15 protein-coding genes and 3 pseudogenes are annotated in these 15091 nt (G+C 66.9%); 13 read left to right on the top strand and 5 right to left on the bottom strand.

All coding sequences use genetic code 11. The annotated features are described in order from the left end of the window. Positions 1-20 precede the first annotated feature (20 nt). The 10 genes and pseudogenes from CN538_RS22610 to CN538_RS09140 all read left to right on the top strand — a co-directional run bounded on the left by CN538_RS22610 (position 21) and on the right by CN538_RS09140 (position 6634). Positions 21-509 (top strand): FAD-dependent oxidoreductase, encoded by a 489-nt coding sequence (locus CN538_RS22610; protein ID WP_242495717.1) that lies wholly within the window; start codon positions 21-23, stop codon positions 507-509. Further along, the gene (locus CN538_RS26195; RefSeq protein WP_422917575.1) at positions 457-1041 is read left to right on the top strand and encodes an NAD(P)/FAD-dependent oxidoreductase; all 585 of its coding nucleotides are present in this window, start codon (positions 457-459) and stop codon (positions 1039-1041) included. The genes CN538_RS22610 and CN538_RS26195 overlap by 53 nt, the downstream gene beginning before the upstream one ends. Continuing rightward, positions 1038-1313, top strand: a complete 276-nt coding sequence (locus tag CN538_RS24330) for a hypothetical protein (RefSeq protein WP_277985137.1) — start codon at positions 1038-1040, stop codon at positions 1311-1313. The genes CN538_RS26195 and CN538_RS24330 overlap by 4 nt, the downstream gene beginning before the upstream one ends. A gap of 375 nt (positions 1314-1688) precedes the next feature. Further along, positions 1689-2881: pseudogene (locus tag CN538_RS09125) on the top strand (ABC transporter substrate-binding protein). Next, complete coding sequence (locus CN538_RS22615) at positions 2869-3027, top strand: hypothetical protein (protein WP_242495718.1); 159 nt, start codon at positions 2869-2871, stop codon at positions 3025-3027. Before CN538_RS09125 ends, CN538_RS22615 begins: the two are co-directional and overlap by 13 nt. A 95-nt stretch (positions 3028-3122) precedes the next feature. Beyond that, positions 3123-3371 (top strand): annotated as a pseudogene (locus CN538_RS22620) (ABC transporter permease); the annotation flags it as partial. Positions 3372-3495: 124 nt separating this feature from the next. After that, positions 3496-4077: an ABC transporter permease gene (locus CN538_RS22625; protein ID WP_242495719.1), complete on the top strand. Its 582-nt coding sequence runs from the start codon at positions 3496-3498 to the stop codon at positions 4075-4077. After that, entirely contained in the window at positions 4074-4982 is a 909-nt protein-coding gene (locus tag CN538_RS09135; protein WP_106419220.1) for an ABC transporter permease, read from the top strand. Before CN538_RS22625 ends, CN538_RS09135 begins: the two co-directional genes overlap by 4 nt. Positions 4983-4985: 3 nt before the next feature. Further along, positions 4986-5108, top strand: coding sequence for a hypothetical protein (locus CN538_RS24335; RefSeq protein ID WP_277985138.1), 123 nt, complete (start codon positions 4986-4988; stop codon positions 5106-5108). A 41-nt stretch (positions 5109-5149) separates the two neighbouring features. Next, a complete protein-coding gene (locus CN538_RS09140) occupies positions 5150-6634 on the top strand; it encodes an ABC transporter ATP-binding protein (RefSeq protein WP_242495720.1) in 1485 nt (494 codons plus the stop codon). A 25-nt stretch (positions 6635-6659) separates the two neighbouring features. On the opposite strand, the gene CN538_RS09145 is transcribed toward CN538_RS09140, so the two are convergent. Beyond that, the gene (locus CN538_RS09145; protein ID WP_106419221.1) at positions 6660-7586 is read right to left on the bottom strand and encodes a 2-hydroxyacid dehydrogenase; all 927 of its coding nucleotides are present in this window, start codon (positions 7584-7586) and stop codon (positions 6660-6662) included. A gap of 295 nt (positions 7587-7881) precedes the next feature. Between CN538_RS09145 and CN538_RS09150 the strand changes: the two genes are divergently transcribed. Next, entirely contained in the window at positions 7882-8769 is an 888-nt protein-coding gene (locus CN538_RS09150; RefSeq protein ID WP_164999557.1) for a GNAT family N-acetyltransferase, read from the top strand. Positions 8770-8783: 14 nt separating this feature from the next. On the opposite strand, the gene CN538_RS09155 is transcribed toward CN538_RS09150, so the two are convergent. Then, on the bottom strand, positions 8784-9287 hold the full coding sequence (locus CN538_RS09155; RefSeq protein ID WP_106419223.1) for an Lrp/AsnC family transcriptional regulator: 504 nt from the start codon (positions 9285-9287) through the stop codon (positions 8784-8786). Between the two features lie 257 nt (positions 9288-9544). Between CN538_RS09155 and CN538_RS09160 the strand changes: the two genes are divergently transcribed. Then, positions 9545-10036, top strand: coding sequence for an Lrp/AsnC family transcriptional regulator (locus tag CN538_RS09160; protein WP_106419224.1), 492 nt, complete (start codon positions 9545-9547; stop codon positions 10034-10036). Positions 10037-10048: 12 nt separating this feature from the next. Here CN538_RS09160 and CN538_RS09165 read toward each other — a convergent pair. From CN538_RS09165 to CN538_RS09175, 3 genes and pseudogenes are all read right to left on the bottom strand, one after another. Further along, positions 10049-11954: pseudogene (locus CN538_RS09165) on the bottom strand (propionyl-CoA synthetase). A 182-nt stretch (positions 11955-12136) separates the two neighbouring features. After that, positions 12137-13060, bottom strand: coding sequence for a GTP cyclohydrolase FolE2 (gene folE2, locus CN538_RS09170; protein WP_106419225.1), 924 nt, complete (start codon positions 13058-13060; stop codon positions 12137-12139). A 115-nt stretch (positions 13061-13175) separates the two neighbouring features. Then, on the bottom strand, positions 13176-14042 hold the full coding sequence (locus tag CN538_RS09175; RefSeq protein ID WP_106419226.1) for an aldo/keto reductase family oxidoreductase: 867 nt from the start codon (positions 14040-14042) through the stop codon (positions 13176-13178). A 119-nt stretch (positions 14043-14161) separates the two neighbouring features. Here CN538_RS09175 and CN538_RS09180 point away from each other — a divergent pair, with 119 nt between their 5' ends. Beyond that, positions 14162-15091 (top strand): LysR family transcriptional regulator, encoded by a 930-nt coding sequence (locus CN538_RS09180; protein WP_106419227.1) that lies wholly within the window; start codon positions 14162-14164, stop codon positions 15089-15091.

The raw sequence follows: 15091 nt of genomic DNA on the forward strand, positions 1-15091 counted from the left end.
CCGAGACGGAGGAAGGTGCCATGCAGTTCGATTCCTACTGGCTGGCGACGGCGCCGGCTTTCAGCGGGGCGCGGCAGACACCGCCCGAGGGGCGCTATGACGTCGTCGTCGTGGGGGGCGGATTCACCGGGCTGTCGGCGGCGCGAACGCTGGCCCGCGGCGGGGCGCGCGTTGCCCTGATCGAGGCGGGCCGGATCATCGGCGAGGCGTCAGGGCGCAATGGCGGCCAGTGCAATACCGGTGTCGCCCAGGACTACGCCAGCCTGGTCGAGCAGCTCGGACGCGAGCGGGCGATGAGCCACTACCGCCACTACGCCGAGGCGGTGGCGAGCGTGCGCCGGGTGATCGCGGAGGAGCAAATCGAGTGCGACTACCGTCACCACGGCAAGCTCAGCTGGCGGCCAAGCCCGAGCACTACGCCAAGCTCGTGCGCAGTGCCGAAGCGATTGCCCGGACATCGATCCGGAGGTCGAGCTGATCCCCCGAGACGCGATCCGCCAGGAGGTTGACTCGCCGCTCTTCCACGGTGGTCTGCTGCAGAAGAACGGCGGGCAGATGCACATGGGGCGCTTCGGGATAGGGCTGGCCGAGGCAGCCGTGGCCCACGGCGCGCAGGTGTTCGAGCATACCCCGATGACCGGTGTTGCACGGCAGGCGGGGGGCTACCGAGTGACCACCCCGGGCGGCACTCTGCAGGCGGACAACGGCTGGCTGGGACAGGGGCCTCGCGCCAGGGACCGCTCGGCTGGTTTCGTCGCCGGCTGGCGCGGTGGGCAGCTCATCGTGGTCACCGCCCCGTTGAGCGAGACGCAGTGCGGGCGCTGTTACGCAGCGGCGCGCCTACGTCACCAGTCGTATCGTCGGCCACTACTTTCGCCTGACCCCGATAACCGGTTGCTGTTCGGCGGCCGCGCCCGGTTCGCGATGTCGGGCGGAAATCGGACACCAAGAGCGGTGAGATCTGCGCCGGGGCCTGGGCCCACGCCTTTCCCTCGCTGGCCGAGATCATATCGACTACGTGGGGTGGGCTGGTCGACATGAGTCGCGACCGTCTGCCGCATGCGGGGCGCCACGACGGCATGTACTACGTCATGGGCTACAGCGGCCACGGTGTCCAGATGTCGGTTCATATGGGCCAATGCCTCGCCGAGGCGATGCTGGGTCAGCGACACGCCTACCTGGCAGGCGCGTCACTGGCCGGCGATCCCCGGCCACTCGGCAAACCTGGTTTCTGCCCCTCGTCGGCGGCTGGTATCGGCTGCAGGATCGGTGGCATTGAGCCGTGCGCCCGGTCGGGGAGAAACCGTTATTGAGTAAGCGCTGTATCCGAGTTCCATAAACAATGTCAGTCGATCTAGGAGAAGGCTTATGACGCGTCACGACAACAGTCACGACAACCGTCGCGACAACAACGCGACCAGCTGACCTCTCCCCAGGAGAGTCTTCAGATCTACCGGGCCATGCAGCGCGGGCTGTCCCGGCGCGATGCCATGAAGCTGCTCGGCGCGGCCGGGTTGCTGGCCATGGGCGCAGGCGGCGTGCCCGGCTTGTCGCGGGCCTTCGCCGCGGAGGGCGAGGGAACACCGCAACGCGGCGGGCGTATCCGCGTCGCCGCCCACTCCTCCTCGACCAAGGATTCACTCGATCCCGCGCAGGGCTCGACGGCAATCGACTACTGCCGCGCCTATATGTTCTACAACGGTCTGACCCAGTTCGATCCGGGCCTGCGGCCGCAGCCTTGCCTGGCCGAAAGCTTCGAGACCACCGACAACGGCAGCCACTGGGTCTTCGTTCTGCGCCAGGGCGTGACGTTCCACGATGGCAAGGCGCTCACGCCCCAGGACGTGGTCTACTCGATCATGCGCCACAAGGACCCCGCGGTCGGCTCCAAGGCGCTGTCGATGGTCGAGCAGATCGACAGCGTGCGGGCACTCGACCAGCGCCGGGTGGAGTTCAACCTGTCTGCGCCCAATATCGAGTTGCCCTCGGTTCTCGCCGTCTCGCATCTGGTCATCGTTGCCGATGGCACCCAGGACTTCTCCAAGGGCAACGGCACCGGCGCGTTCCGCTGCCAGGAGTTCTCGCCCGGGGTTCGCTCTGTCGGTGTGCGCAACGAGAACTATTGGCGCGAGGGATATCCGCATCTGGATGCCATCGAGATGGTCGGTATCGGGGACGAATCTTCCCGCGTCAACGCGCGCTCTCCGGCGACGTCCAGATGATCAACAACCTCAGCGGCAACGCCGCGGAGCGGATCAAGCAGAGCGAGACCGGCGTGCTCAAGGCGACCAACTCCGGCAACTACACCGATCTGGTCATGCGCTTCGACCAGCAGCCGACGAGTCGGCCGGCGTTCCGCGAGGCGATGAAGTCCCTTTTCGATCGCGAGCAGATCAAGCGCGTGGCGCTACGCGGCTATGGCGAGATCGCCAACGACCAGCCCATCGCACCGGGCACGCCTTACTACTTCGACGGCCTGCCCCAGCGGGAATACGACCCCGAACGCGCCGCGTCGCTACTCAAGAAAGCCGGTGTCGCCGGCGCCACCGTGCCGCTCGTCGCCTCGCCCGCCGCCAACTACTCCGAGGATATGGCGGTGCTGCTCCAGCAGTCGGCGGCGGCGGCCGGTCTCAAGCTCAACATCAACCGGGTGCCGGCGGACGGCTACTGGTCGAACCACTGGATGAAGCACCCCTGGGTTTCGGCAACATCAATCCACGCCCGACCGCCAACATCCTGCTCTCCCAGTTCTTCCTGTCGAGCGCCGCGTGGAACGAGTCGGGATGGAAAAACCCGCACTTCGATCAACTGGTCGTCGCCGCGCGGGGTGAGCCCGACGAAGCCAAGCGCAAGCAGATGTATGCCGACATGCAGACCTTGATCCACGACGAGGGCGGTATCGGGATTCCCGTTTTCCTCAACGATCTCGAGGGGTATGACTCGCGGATCGGTGGCATGGATCGCACCGTGCCGCTGGGCTCCTTCATGGGCTACATGTTCGCCGAATACGTCTGGTGGAAGGGCTGAGCCGGGCTTCGTACGTCAACGCAAGCCCTGCGCGTCGCCGACCTCGCCCTGAGGCGGGTGGGGCGCGAGCGGGGCGCTCGAGTCGGAGACGACCCATGCGCAACACGCTATTTGGACTCGTGGCTGGACGGTTGGGCGCCAGTCTGCTGACCCTGTTTCTGGTCTCGCTGGTGATCTTCGCCATCACCTCGCTGCTGCCCGGCGACACGGCCCAGCAGATTCTGGGCCAGTTCGCCACGCCCGAGCAGGTCGCTGCGCTGAGAGAGCAGCTGGGACTCAATCAGCCGGCCATCCTGCGTTACTGGCACTGGCTGTCCGGCTTCGTCACCGGTGATCTCGGTCAGTCGGCGAGCAACGGCATGGCGGTCGCCCAACTGATCAACGATCGCCTGCCCAACTCGCTCATTCTCGCCGGCATCACCACCCTCGTCTCGGTGCCCATCGCCATCACCATGGGCGTGGTGGCGGATGTGCCGCGGTGGCCTGATCGATCGCCTGATCAATCTGGTGACCCTGTCGATGGTCGCGGTGCCGGAGTTCCTGGTGGCCACGCTGGCGGTGCTGATTTTCGCGGTCAAGCTCAACTGGCTGCCCGCACTCTCCTATGTCTCTACGGTCGATTCGCTGGGCGACGCCATGAAGATCTACGCCATGCCGGTGCTGACGCTCTGCTGCGTGCTCATCGCGCAGATGGCTCGGATGACGAGAGCGGCGCTGATCGATCAGCTCGATAGCCCCTACGTCGAGATGGCGCAGCTCAAGGGCGTGCCGCCGATCCGCCGGGTCATGCGCCACGCCCTGCCCAATGCGGTCGGGCCGATCGCCAATGCCGTTGCGCTGAGCCTCTCCTATCTGCTCGGCGGCGTCATCATCGTCGAGACCATCTTCAACTATCCGGGGATCGCCAGCCTGATGGTGGACGCGGTATCCAATCGCGACCTCTCGCTGGTGCAGGCCTGCGCCATGCTGTTCTGCGGCACCTATCTGGTGCTGGTCATGCTGGCCGACATCTGCGCGATTCTCTCCAACCCGAGGCTGCGCAACCGATGAACTCGCTCAAGACGATGACGCATCCCAAGGCCAATACCGTTCGGCGGCTGCGCCACGGCAGTCACCTGCCTGTCGGTGCCCCCCAGCGCCGCAATCGCCGTCGGCTTCAGTTGACCCGCTGGATCGGGCTCGGCGTATTCGGCTTCTGGATTCTGGTGGCGCTGTTCGGGCCGCTGCTGGCCCCCCATCCGATGGGGGCATTCGTCTCCGACCAGATGTTCGGCGGGATGAGTGCTGCTTACCCGCTGGGCACCGACTACATGGGCCGCGACATGCTCAGTCGGATCCTGACCGGCGCTCGCTATACCGTGGGGCTCGCCCTGGTCGCCGCCTGTCTCTCCAGCCTGATCGGCGCCGGCTTCGGCATGCTCTCGGTGCTGTTGCCGAAGTGGCTGGAGGAGTCCGTACGACGGGTCTTCGACACCCTGATTTCGATTCCCAGCAAGATGATGGCGCTGGTGATGGTGTCGGCCTTCGGTGCCTCGATCCCGCTGCTGATCACGGCCACCGTGTTGAGCTATGCCCCCGGGGCTTTCCGAATCGCCCATAGCCTGGCCACCAATCTGGCCACGATGGAGTACGTTCAGGTCGCTCATACCCGGGGCGAAGGCCGACTCTACATCGCCGCCTGCGAGATCTTCCCCAACATGATCCAGTCGGTATTGACCGACATGGGGATGCGCTTCGTGTTCATCGTGCTGCTACTCAGCGGCATGAGTTTTCTCGGGCTGGGGGTGCAGCCGCCGGCGGCGGATCTCGGGTCGCTGGTGCGCGAGAACATCGGTGGCTTGAGTCAGGGCGCGATCGCGGTCATCGCGCCGGCCCTGGCCATCGGCACGCTGACGATCGGCGCCAATCTGCTGATCGACAGCCTCTCCACCAGCCGTGCGACGCAGAAGGAGTGACCCATGCAAGGTGAATCGCTCATCGTTCGCGACCTCGAGATCGTCGCCACCCCCGACGGGGGGGAAGAGCGCAGCATCGTCAGCCGGATCGGCTTCTGCGCTCGAACCCGGCGAGGTGCTGCCTGATCGGCGAGTCCGGGTCGGGCAAGACCACCATCGCCCTGGCCATGCTGGGGTACGCCAGACGCGGGTGCCGGATCGCCGGGGGCAGCGTGCGCCTGGGCGAGACCGAGGTGCTGTCGCTCTCGCCGGTGGCAACGAGGGCCCTGCGCGGACACCGCGTGGCCTATATCGCCCAGAGCGCGGCGGCGGCATTCAACCCCTCGCGTTCGCTGATGGATCAGGTGATCGAGGCGGCGCTGCTGCACCAGGTGATGGATCGCCGCAGCGCCCGGGACAAGGCCATCGGTCTGTTCCGGGATCTGGCGCTGCCCGACCCCGAACATATCGGCGAGCGCTATCCCCATCAGGTCTCGGGCGGGCAGTTGCAGCGCGTGATGGCGGCGATGGCCCTGCTTACCGACCCGGCGCTGGTGATTCTGGACGAGCCGACCACGGCGCTGGACGTGACCACCCAGGTCGAGGTGCTGCTCGCGTTCAAGCGGGTCATGCGTGAGCGTGGGACGACGGCGATCTACGTCTCCCACGATCTGGCCGTGGTCGCCCAGATGGCCGACCAGGTGCTGGTGCTCAACGGGGGCTGCGAGCAGGAGCAGGGCCGGATCGAAGAGATTCTCGAGCGGCCGCGGCATGCCTACACCCGGAGCCTGCTGGCGGCGACCCGGCCGGTGCGCCTGGCCGACTCGATGCCGGTCGCCGCGGGGCAGCCACTGCTGGAGGTCGAGCAGCTCGATGTCGGCTATGGCAAGCGCAACCGTGACGGCGAGCCGTCGGACAAGGTGCTGCGTGGGATCGATCTCACGCTCTCCGCGGGCCGCTCCATCGGCGTCATCGGGGAGTCGGGTTCCGGCAAATCGACCCTGGCCCGCGCGATCGCCGGGCTGATCGCCCCCTGCCATGGCAGCATACAATTCGATGGTATCCCGCTGTCGCCGACACTGTGTGGCCGCACGCCGGATCAGTTTCGGCGCATCCAGATGGCCTTTCAGAGTGCCGACAACGCGCTCAACCCGGCCCATTCGGTACGCCGACTGCTCGGTCGGCCGCTGGAGACCTATTTCCATCTGGACCGCGCCGAGCGACGGCGTCGGATCGATGAGCTCATGGCCCTGGTCAAGCTGCCCACCAGCCTGCTGGATCGCAAGCCCGGCGAGCTCTCCGGGGGGCAGAAGCAGCGCGTCAACCTTGCGCGCTGCCTGGCGGCCAAGCCGGACCTGATTCTCTGCGATGAAGTGACCTCGGCCCTGGACACCGTGGTCGGTGCGGCGATTCTCGAACTGCTGGCGGAGCTGCGCCAGGAGCTGGGTGTTGCCTATCTGTTCATCAGCCACGATATCTCGACGGTGCGCGCGCTGTGCGACGACGTCATGGTGCTCTACCACGGCGAGTGCGTGGAGTTCGGAAGCTGCGAAACGGTACTCGAGGCACCGCGCCACGACTACACGCGCAAGCTGATCGGCTCGGTGCCGGAGTTGCGCACTGGCTGGCTGGAGCACCACCCGCTGGCGATGGCAGAGACGGCCCCGGCCTGAACCTCGCCGGGGCGGGAGCGGCGATTCAGTAGCCGCGCTGGCGGTCGATCTGGCCGCTCATCGGCGCGCCGCGCTGGTGGCGGCGCAGATTGTCCAGCAGCACCGGGAAGGCGCTCTCCGGCTGCGTCATGGCGGCCACGTGGGGAGTCATCAGGATGCGCTCGTGTTGCCAGAAGGGGTGGTCCGGCGCTGGCGGCTCCTGGCCGAGGACATCCACCACCGCTGCCGACAGCTGCCCCGATGCCAGCGCCTGGAGCAGATCGTCGTCGACCAGATGCTCGCCGCGGCCGATGTTGACCAGGGCCGCGCCCTCGGGCAAGCGTGCGAACAGCTCGCGATCGAGGATGCCGCGGGTGGCGTCGGTCAGCGGCAAGACGCAGATCAGGATATCGCTGGAGGCCAGAAAGCGCGCCAGCCCGTCGGGGCCGGCGTGACAGGTGATCCCCGGCAGCTGGCGCGGGCGGCGCGACCAGCCGCTGACGGGGAAGCCGTAGCCGCTCAGATGCGTGGCGATCGCCTGTCCCAACTGGCCCAGGCCGAGGATGCCGACACGGCGCTGCTCGGCGGCGACCCAGGGATGGGCCTGCCATTGGCCCTCGCGCTGCTGGCGTACGTAGTCGTACAGGCGACGATGCAGCCACAGCGTGGCGAAGCTGGCGTACTCGACCATGCCGGCCTCCAGCGCCGGGTCCAGCATGCGTACCAGCGGCACGCCGGCGGGCAGTTGCGAGAGGTCGAACTGGTCGACGCCGGCGGAGGTGGCGAACACCACCTCGAGGGCCGGCAGGCGGGTGGCGAGGTCGCTGGGTGGTTCCCAGGCCAGCAGGTAGCGCACCTCGGCAGGATCGCCGATATCCGGCCACTGGCGGAACTCGATGTCGGGGGCCTGTTGTGCGAACAGCGCCCGCCAGCGCTCTCCTCTCACCGGGTCGGACTTGTAGAGCAGTGCCATGAGCCTTTCCTTACGCAGGGAAAGCTCCAGGCTACGACAAGGGCGGGGCAGTGAATGTCGTTGTGCCGTGCTGGACGGCGATATCTGCCGAATTGGCAGGCTTCAGCGCAGATTCCACTGCGTCGGGACGGCGCTGACGCCAAACCGGCGGGCGGGAGGCGAAAAGGTGCGGTGGCCGGGAAAGGTCGCCGTTAGACTGTTCCGGTGCAAGCGGTGGCGACGAGCTGCCGCGAGCACCGGATCCGAAGGCGTCTCCGGACGTCGTTTCCGCGGACCGGGTATTCCAGGAGGAGGCATGAACCCTACCAATATGGCTACGACGCAGCGAGTGGCTGCATTCGTGAGTGCGGCCCGGCCGCTGGCGAGCGGCGATCTCCACCATCTCCATCAGCTCGCCGTCAGTGTTGCCTGGCCCCACCGGGCGCGGGATCTGAGGCTATTGATGGCGCTGGGGCGAGGGTACCTGGTGCAGGACGAGATCGAGCGTGTCCTGGCATCCGGCATGTACTTCGAGATGGGCGAGGACTTCGCCATGCTCGGCATGATGATCACCGCCCCGAGGCTGCAGACGTTCGGGGCGGGGCGCTGGCTGCTGGATCGGATTCTGGCGGATTGCGGCGGTCGCGATCTGCGCTTGAACGCGACGCGAGCGGCCTATCGCCTGTATGAAAGTGCCGGCTTCGTGCCAGTGGCGACGGTTCATCAGCGTCAGGGCATGGTGGGCGAGGGGCCGCTGCCCGAGGCTGAGCCGACGTGCCCGGTCCGCACGCTGCAGGCGTCGGATCTGACGACGCTACGGGCGCTCGATCAGGTGGCTTTCGGGGCCGAGCGCGGCGCGGTGCTGGAGGCGCTCTTCGCCGTCAGCGAGGGCACGGTGGCCCTTCGCGACGGCGTGCCGGCGGGATTCGCGTTGATTCGCGACTTCGGCCGGGGGCGCGTGATCGGACCGGTGGTGGCGGAGAACGAGGCGATGGCGATGGCGCTGATCGCGCCGCTCGTCCGGGAGCACCGTGGGCAGTTCCTGCGTATCGACACCACCTGCGACACTCCGACGTTCTTCGCTTTCCTCGACGCTGCGGGAATTGTCGCTTTCGACACCGTCACCCAGATGCGCCTGGGCCAGCAGCGAGGCGGGGACGGGCCGGTCCGGACCTTCGGTCTGGCCGCGCATACGCTCGGTTGAGCGCGTAGGCGCGGTCACGTCCCGCCGTGGCTATCGTCCTCGATCAACTGGCCCAGCGGGACCTCGACCCGGGTCAGCGGTGTCTTCATCACCACGTAGCTGAAGTAGCGTGCGATCCCCACGTCCTGCCCCAACCATCGCTCCATCAGCTGCTGGAACTCGGAGAGGCGTGGCACGAGTATCCGCAGCAGATAGTCGTAACCGCCGGAGACCAGATGGCACTCCATCACCTCGGGCGTTGCCGCCATGGCCGCCTCGAAGCGCTGGAAGCTGTCGCGACGATGGTTGCTCAGCGTAATCTCCACGAACAGGGTCATCGACGGACCGAGCCGGGCCAGATTGAGACGGGCGTTGTAGCTCTCGATGTAGCCGGCCTGCTGCAGCCGCTTGACCCGGGACAGACAGGGAGAGGGCGACAGCCCCACACGATCCGCCAGCTGGGCATTGGTGATGCGTCCGTCGCGCTGCAGCTCGGTGAGGATGGCGACATCGAGGCGGTCGAGTTTGGGTGATGTCATGAGTCTAATCTAGGGCCCGTCCCTTGGGATTGCGCGTCAAATGCGCCCTGGCGTAGCCGCAATATGGTGGCACGCCTATGCCGCTTGGCGGGTGGCGTTTCCATCGCCCTGCAGTTTTCAATATCGTGACTCGGGGGGCAAGTTACGGGCGCGAATCTTTTTGCCCGGTCTTTTCGGGCATCGTTGCGAAGATGTGCCGATACATCGCATGTCACCCAGGCCCCGCCGCGAGGTATCCGACTTTGGGGGAAACAAGAATGAAGCTGGATCGTACCGATCTCCGGATCCTGACCGAATTGCAGAAAAACGGCCGTATCCCCAACGTCGAGCTGGCAGAGCTGGTTCATCTATCGCCCAGCCCCTGCCTGATGCGAGTCAAGAAGCTGCAGGCTGCGGGCTACATTACCGGCTATTCGGCGCTGATCGACCTGGCGAAATTCGACGAGATATTGACGGTATTCACCGAGGTGACACTCTCTCATCACCGCCAGATCGACTTCGACCGTTTTCAGCAGGCGGTCGAGAAGATCGACGACTGCATGGAGTGCCATCTGATGTCGGGTGGGTTCGACTATCTGCTCAAGTTCGTGACGCGTGGCATCGCCGAATACCAGGCGCTTATCGAGGGGCTGGTCGAACAGGACGTGGGGATCGAGAAGTACTTCAACTACGTGGTCATCAAGTCACCTTTCTCGAAATCCCACCTGCCGCTCAATGCGCTGTTCGGGCCGCAGCCTGAGCCTTCCTGAACGCCGGCCGGCTCAATCATCCTTCTCCGTGGGTTCGTTTCCGCGCAGCTTGGCGATCGCCTCGCGGGCATCCTCCAGGCTGGTCGGATCGTCGATGGTGGCGGGCACGTCGAAGGTCTCCCCGTCGGCGATCTGGCGCAGCGCCCGGCGCAGGATCTTGCCCGAGCGGGTCTTGGGCAGACGCGCTACCACCCGCACCTGCTTGAAGCTCGCCACCGGGCCGATTCGTTCGCGCACCAGCGCGATCAGCTCCTCGGTCAGGCGCGTCTCGTCGCCGTCGAAGCCATCCTTGGGAATCACCAACCCCACTGGCTGCTGACCCTTGAGCGCATCCTGAGCGCCGATCACCGCGCACTCGGCCACCGCCGGGTGAGACCCCAGCACCTCCTCCATTTCGCCGGTGGAGAGCCGGTGGCCGGCGACATTGATCACATCGTCGGTGCGCCCCATCACGAACAGATAGCCCTCGTCGTCGATATAGCCACCGTCACCGGTCAGGTAGTAGCCCGGGTAGGTCGCCAGATAGGCCGAGTGCAGGCGCTCGGGGTCGCCCCAGATACCGGCCAGGCAGCCCGGCGGCAGCGGCTGCTTGATCACCACGCTACCCTCGGTCAGCGCGCCCACCTCCTCGCCGTGGCGGTCGAGGATGCGCACATCGTAGCCCGGCACCGGAAAGGTGGCGGAGCCGGCGCGGGTGGGCACGGGGTCGAGCCCCAGCGGATCGGCGGCGATCGCCCAGCCGGTTTCGGTCTGCCACCAGTGGTCGACGATGGGCACATCGAGATGCGCCTTGAGCCAGTGGTAGGTGGGCGGGTCGAGGCGCTCCCCGGCGAGGAACAGCGAGCGCAGACTGGAGAGGTCGTAGCCCTCCTTCAGCCGCGCCTCGGGGTCCTCCTTCTTGATCGCGCGGAAGGCCGTCGGCGCGGTGAAGAAGCTCTTCACCCGGTACGCCTCGATCACCCGCCAGAAGGCACCGGCATCGGGGGTGCGTACCGGCTTGCCCTCGTAGACCACCGTGCTGGCGCCGCGCAGCAGCGGGCCATAGACGATGTAGGAGTGGCCCACCACCAGCCCACATCGGAGGCGGAGAAGAACACCTCACCCGGGCGATGTCGTAGATCGTCTCCATCGAGTAGTGCAGCGCCACGGCGTAGCCGCCGGTATCGCGGACCACGCCCTTGGGGCGGCCGGTGGTGCCGGAGGTATAGAGGATATAGAGCGGATCGGTGGCTTTGACCGCAACGCAGTCGGCGGGCTTGGCGGCGGCCATCAGCGTCTCCCACTCGACCTCGCCGGGGCCGAACTCGACGCGGCAGGCGTCGCGCTGCAGATAGACGCAGTGGGCCACCGCATGGGCGCTGCGCGACAGCGCCTCGCGCACGATCGGCTGATAGGGCACCACGCGGCCGGGTTCGAGCCCGCAGGAGGCGGCCACCACCACCCGGGGCTTGGCGTCCTCGATCCGTGCCGCCAGCTCGCGCGCAGCGAAACCGCCGAACACCACCGAGTGGATGGCGCCGAGACGCGCGCAGGCGAGCATCGCGATCAGCGCTTCCGGCACCATCGGCAGGTAGATCACCACGCGCTCACCCGGCGCCACACCCAGCCCGCGCAGGGCGCCGGCGCAGCGGGCGGTGGCGTCGCGCAGCTCCCGGTAGGTGTAGCGGCGTTGCTGGCCGCTGAGCGGTGAGTCCCAGTAGAGCGCAATGCGCTCGCCGTGGCCCTGCTCGATATGATGATCGAGAGCGGCGTGACACAGGTTGAGCTCGCCATCACCGAACCAGCGCGCATGGCCGCCGGCATCGACCTCGAGCGCCCGGGTCGGCGGGGTGAACCAGGGAATGCGCCGGGCCTGGCGCATCCAGAAGGTTTCCGGGTCCTCGAGGGAGGCTCGGTACTCGTCCTGATAACGACTCATGGCTTACCCCGCTGCGTGTGCCCTTTCACCCGCGCCCTGGCGCGGGCCGGAGGCAGCGTCTGCGTGAACAGGCTGTCTGATCACACTCTATGGGGGCAGCGGCGCGGCGACCGTCAGACCATCGGCTAGCTTCGACGAATGGACGCGGGCGAGGGCCGGGCAGGGCACGCCGGCGGCACGTCTCAGCGCACCTCGAAGTCGCGCTCGGCCCGGGCCACTGCGTCGTGGGCGTGCAGACTCTCGGCGTGGGTGATATCGACGCGGTAGCCGGCGACGCCGGCCTGCGCCTCGCACGCCGCCGCCAGCCGCCGTGCGGCGTCCTCGCAGAACATCAGATTGGCCCCGTTGCGTTCGGCGAAGGCCTGCTCGTCGACGCGCTTGACCAGCGTCTGCACCGGCGTCTGCAGAGTCTGCTCGAAGGCGTCGAGGCGTGCCTCCGGAGCGTAGGCGGCATCTGCGGTCAGACGCAGCGCGATCACTGCCCGGCTGCGTTGACTATGGGGTGTAGGGAAGCTGCCGCTGTGCTCGATCCACTCGGCCACCGTCTCGGCGTCGAGGGTCTCGGCGTTCTGCTCGTCGGCCCAGTGGCGCCAGTCGCGGGCCATGGCGTGGCGGGCCAGCGCGGTCGAGCAGGGGCAGGTGGATGAGTAGTCGAGTTCGAGGGTCAGGGTCTGGGTCAGCCCCTCGCGGCTGCCTTCGAGGGTCAGCGTGAGCGGGTAGTGGCGCCAGCCACTGGCGTCGCTGAGCAGGGCGCGGCGGCGCAGCGGCAACCCGAAGCGCAGGGTCAGAGAGAGGCGCTGGCTGGTGTCGTCCTGGCTATCCAGCAGGGCGTGGCCCAGGGCGTCCAACTGCGCCGGCGTCACTGGCGATTCGTCCAGACGGTCGAGCAGGCGGTAGAGGCGTGACATATGGATGCCGCGCTGGCCCGCCACGAGATCGACATTGACATCGGCGGTGGCCGGCAGTCGAGCGCCGTCCGCCCACTGCAGGCGGGTGGCGATGCCCTGCATGCCGACACGTTGCAGGGCTCGGTATGGCGCGCCCTGGGACGGTTCCGGTTCGCGCCCAGCGGCGACATCCGGTAGCGGCGGTACGGTGAGATTCATGAGTGCTCGTCGACGGTTGGAAATGTTATTTTATAACATATCGTTAGAGCCGATGGGTACACCCTTCGGTTACCGCGTGATGCCGCCATGAGGGTCGCGCGAGCGAACCGATGAATCAGTCGCCGATGCGGTCCAGCCGTGCCATCTGCGCCGCGGGAATCTCCAGCGCTGCCGCCTGGATATTCTGCTGCAGATGATCGGGAGACGAAGTCCCGGGGATCAGCAGGATGTTGGGTGAGCGAGCCAGCAGCCAGGCCAGTGCTACCTGCATCGGGGTGGCGTCGAGCGTCGCCGCGACCTCGGTGAGCGTCTGCGACTGGAGTGGGGTGAATCCGCCCAGCGGGAAGAACGGCACGTAGGGAATGCCCTCCGCGGCCAGCTGATCGATCAGCGCATCGTCGGCGCGGTTGGCCAGGTTGAACTGGTTCTGCACGCAGACGATGGGCACGATCTTCTGTCCGTCGGCCACCTGGGTCGGCGTGACATTGCTCAGGCCGATATGCTTGATCAGGCCGCGCTCGCGAAGTTCCGCCAGTGTCGTCAGCGGGGCCGCCAGCGAGCCCTCCGCCGGCCCATGCACATCCAGCATGCTGCGCAGGTTGACGACCTCCATCTGCTCGAGCCCCAGATTGCGCAGGTTGTCTTCCACAGCCTGGGTCAGCTCGGCGGGCGAGAGGGCGGGCAGCCAGGCGCCGGTGTCATCGCGCCGGGCACTGACCTTGGTGACGAGGCAGAGATCGCTCGGATAGGGGTGCAGTGCCTGCTTGATGAGCTGATTGGTGATGTGCGGGCCGTAGAAATCCGAGGTGTCGATGTGGTCGATACCGGCGGCGATGGCCGCCTCGAGGACCTGCAACGCCCGCGCCGGATCCTTGGGCGGACCGAACACGCCGGGGCCGGCGAGCTGCATCGCCCCATAGCCCAGTCGTTTGACCCGTCGGTTGCCGAGTGTGTAGGTGCCAGCCTTGTCGATGAGGGACATGCGTTCACTCCTGTGTCGAGGTCGGTGCGTCAGATGCCCCGATGTCCCCTCATGGTAGGCGCGTCAGTGCTGTGCGACTATTGTCCTCAATCGATACAAGGTGTGCGGAGAAATGCACAATGAGTGCCGATCTCGGTGATCTTCAGGTCGTGCTGGCCGTGGCCAGAGCCAAGGGGTTTCGGGAAGCGGCGCGGCTGAGCGGTAGCAGTGCGTCGCGCTTGAGCGATGCGGTGCGGCGTGCCGAGACGGCGCTGGGCATTCGGCTGTTTCATCGCACCACGCGGGCGGTGACGCTGACCGAGGCCGGCGCTGCCCTGGTCGCGCGGCTGGCGCCAGCGGTCGAGGAGGTCGAAAACGCGCTGGATGCGATCAACGGCTTTCGGGATCGCCCCGCCGGCACGCTACGCCTCAATGTCCCGGTCAGTGCGGCGCGGCTGATCCTGCCATCGATCCTGCCCGATTTCCTCAAGGCCTACCCGGAGATCCGCGTGGAGGTCACCGCCGACAGTGCGGCGACGGATACGCTGGCGGCGGGCTTCGATGCCGGCATCCGCTACGACGAACTGCTCGAGCAGGACATGATCGCCGTGCCCATCGGCCCGCGCGAGCAGCGTTTTGCGCTGGCCGCCTCGCCCGATTACCTGGCGCGTCATGGCACCCCCACGCATCCCCGCGAGCTGCTGCAGCATGCCTGTATCCGTGGCCGTTTCACCAACGGCAACCGGCCGGCATGGGAGTTCGAGCGCGGCGAGGAGGCGATTCGCATCGAGCCCACCGGCCCTTTGACGATCAGCATCGGCGGCGGTGTGGATCTTGGCGTCGAGGCGGCGTTGCAAGGCGTCGGCCTGATCATGCTGTTCGAGCAGTGGCTCCAACCGTACCTGGCCAGCGGTGAGCTGGTCGCGGTTCTCGAGCCCTGGTGGCTACGCTTCCCCGGCCCTTATCTCTACTACTCGGATCGCCGGCTGGTACCTGCCCCCCTGCGCGCCTTCATCGACTTCATTCGCGATCAAGACTCGCTCCCCCGGCGGCGGGATCACGTCTCCTGA

The organism is Salinicola tamaricis (assembly GCF_003006155.1).
GTDB classification, from domain to species: Bacteria; Pseudomonadota; Gammaproteobacteria; order Pseudomonadales; family Halomonadaceae; genus Salinicola; species Salinicola tamaricis.

Bases quoted from the DNA above. Each gene is read 5' to 3' on its own strand.
- CN538_RS22610 (WP_242495717.1), top strand. From the start codon at position 21: ATGCAGTTCGATTCCTACTGGCTGGCGACGGCGCCGGCTTTCAGCGGG.
- CN538_RS09155 (WP_106419223.1), bottom strand. From the start codon at position 9,287: ATGACATCACCCAAACTCGACCGCCTCGATGTCGCCATCCTCACCGAG.
- CN538_RS22625 (WP_242495719.1), top strand. From the start codon at position 3,496: ATGTGCCGCGGTGGCCTGATCGATCGCCTGATCAATCTGGTGACCCTG.
- CN538_RS09175 (WP_106419226.1), bottom strand. From the start codon at position 14,042: ATGTCCCTCATCGACAAGGCTGGCACCTACACACTCGGCAACCGACGG.
- CN538_RS24335 (WP_277985138.1), top strand. From the start codon at position 4,986: ATGCAAGGTGAATCGCTCATCGTTCGCGACCTCGAGATCGTCGCCACC.
- CN538_RS09160 (WP_106419224.1), top strand. From the start codon at position 9,545: ATGAAGCTGGATCGTACCGATCTCCGGATCCTGACCGAATTGCAGAAA.
- CN538_RS09135 (WP_106419220.1), top strand. From the start codon at position 4,074: ATGAACTCGCTCAAGACGATGACGCATCCCAAGGCCAATACCGTTCGG.
- CN538_RS09145 (WP_106419221.1), bottom strand. From the start codon at position 7,586: ATGGCACTGCTCTACAAGTCCGACCCGGTGAGAGGAGAGCGCTGGCGG.
- CN538_RS22615 (WP_242495718.1), top strand. From the start codon at position 2,869: ATGCAGACCTTGATCCACGACGAGGGCGGTATCGGGATTCCCGTTTTC.
- CN538_RS09140 (WP_242495720.1), top strand. From the start codon at position 5,150: ATGCTGGGGTACGCCAGACGCGGGTGCCGGATCGCCGGGGGCAGCGTG.
- CN538_RS24330 (WP_277985137.1), top strand. From the start codon at position 1,038: ATGAGTCGCGACCGTCTGCCGCATGCGGGGCGCCACGACGGCATGTAC.
- CN538_RS09150 (WP_164999557.1), top strand. From the start codon at position 7,882: ATGAACCCTACCAATATGGCTACGACGCAGCGAGTGGCTGCATTCGTG.
- folE2 (WP_106419225.1), bottom strand. From the start codon at position 13,060: ATGAATCTCACCGTACCGCCGCTACCGGATGTCGCCGCTGGGCGCGAA.
- CN538_RS09180 (WP_106419227.1), top strand. From the start codon at position 14,162: ATGAGTGCCGATCTCGGTGATCTTCAGGTCGTGCTGGCCGTGGCCAGA.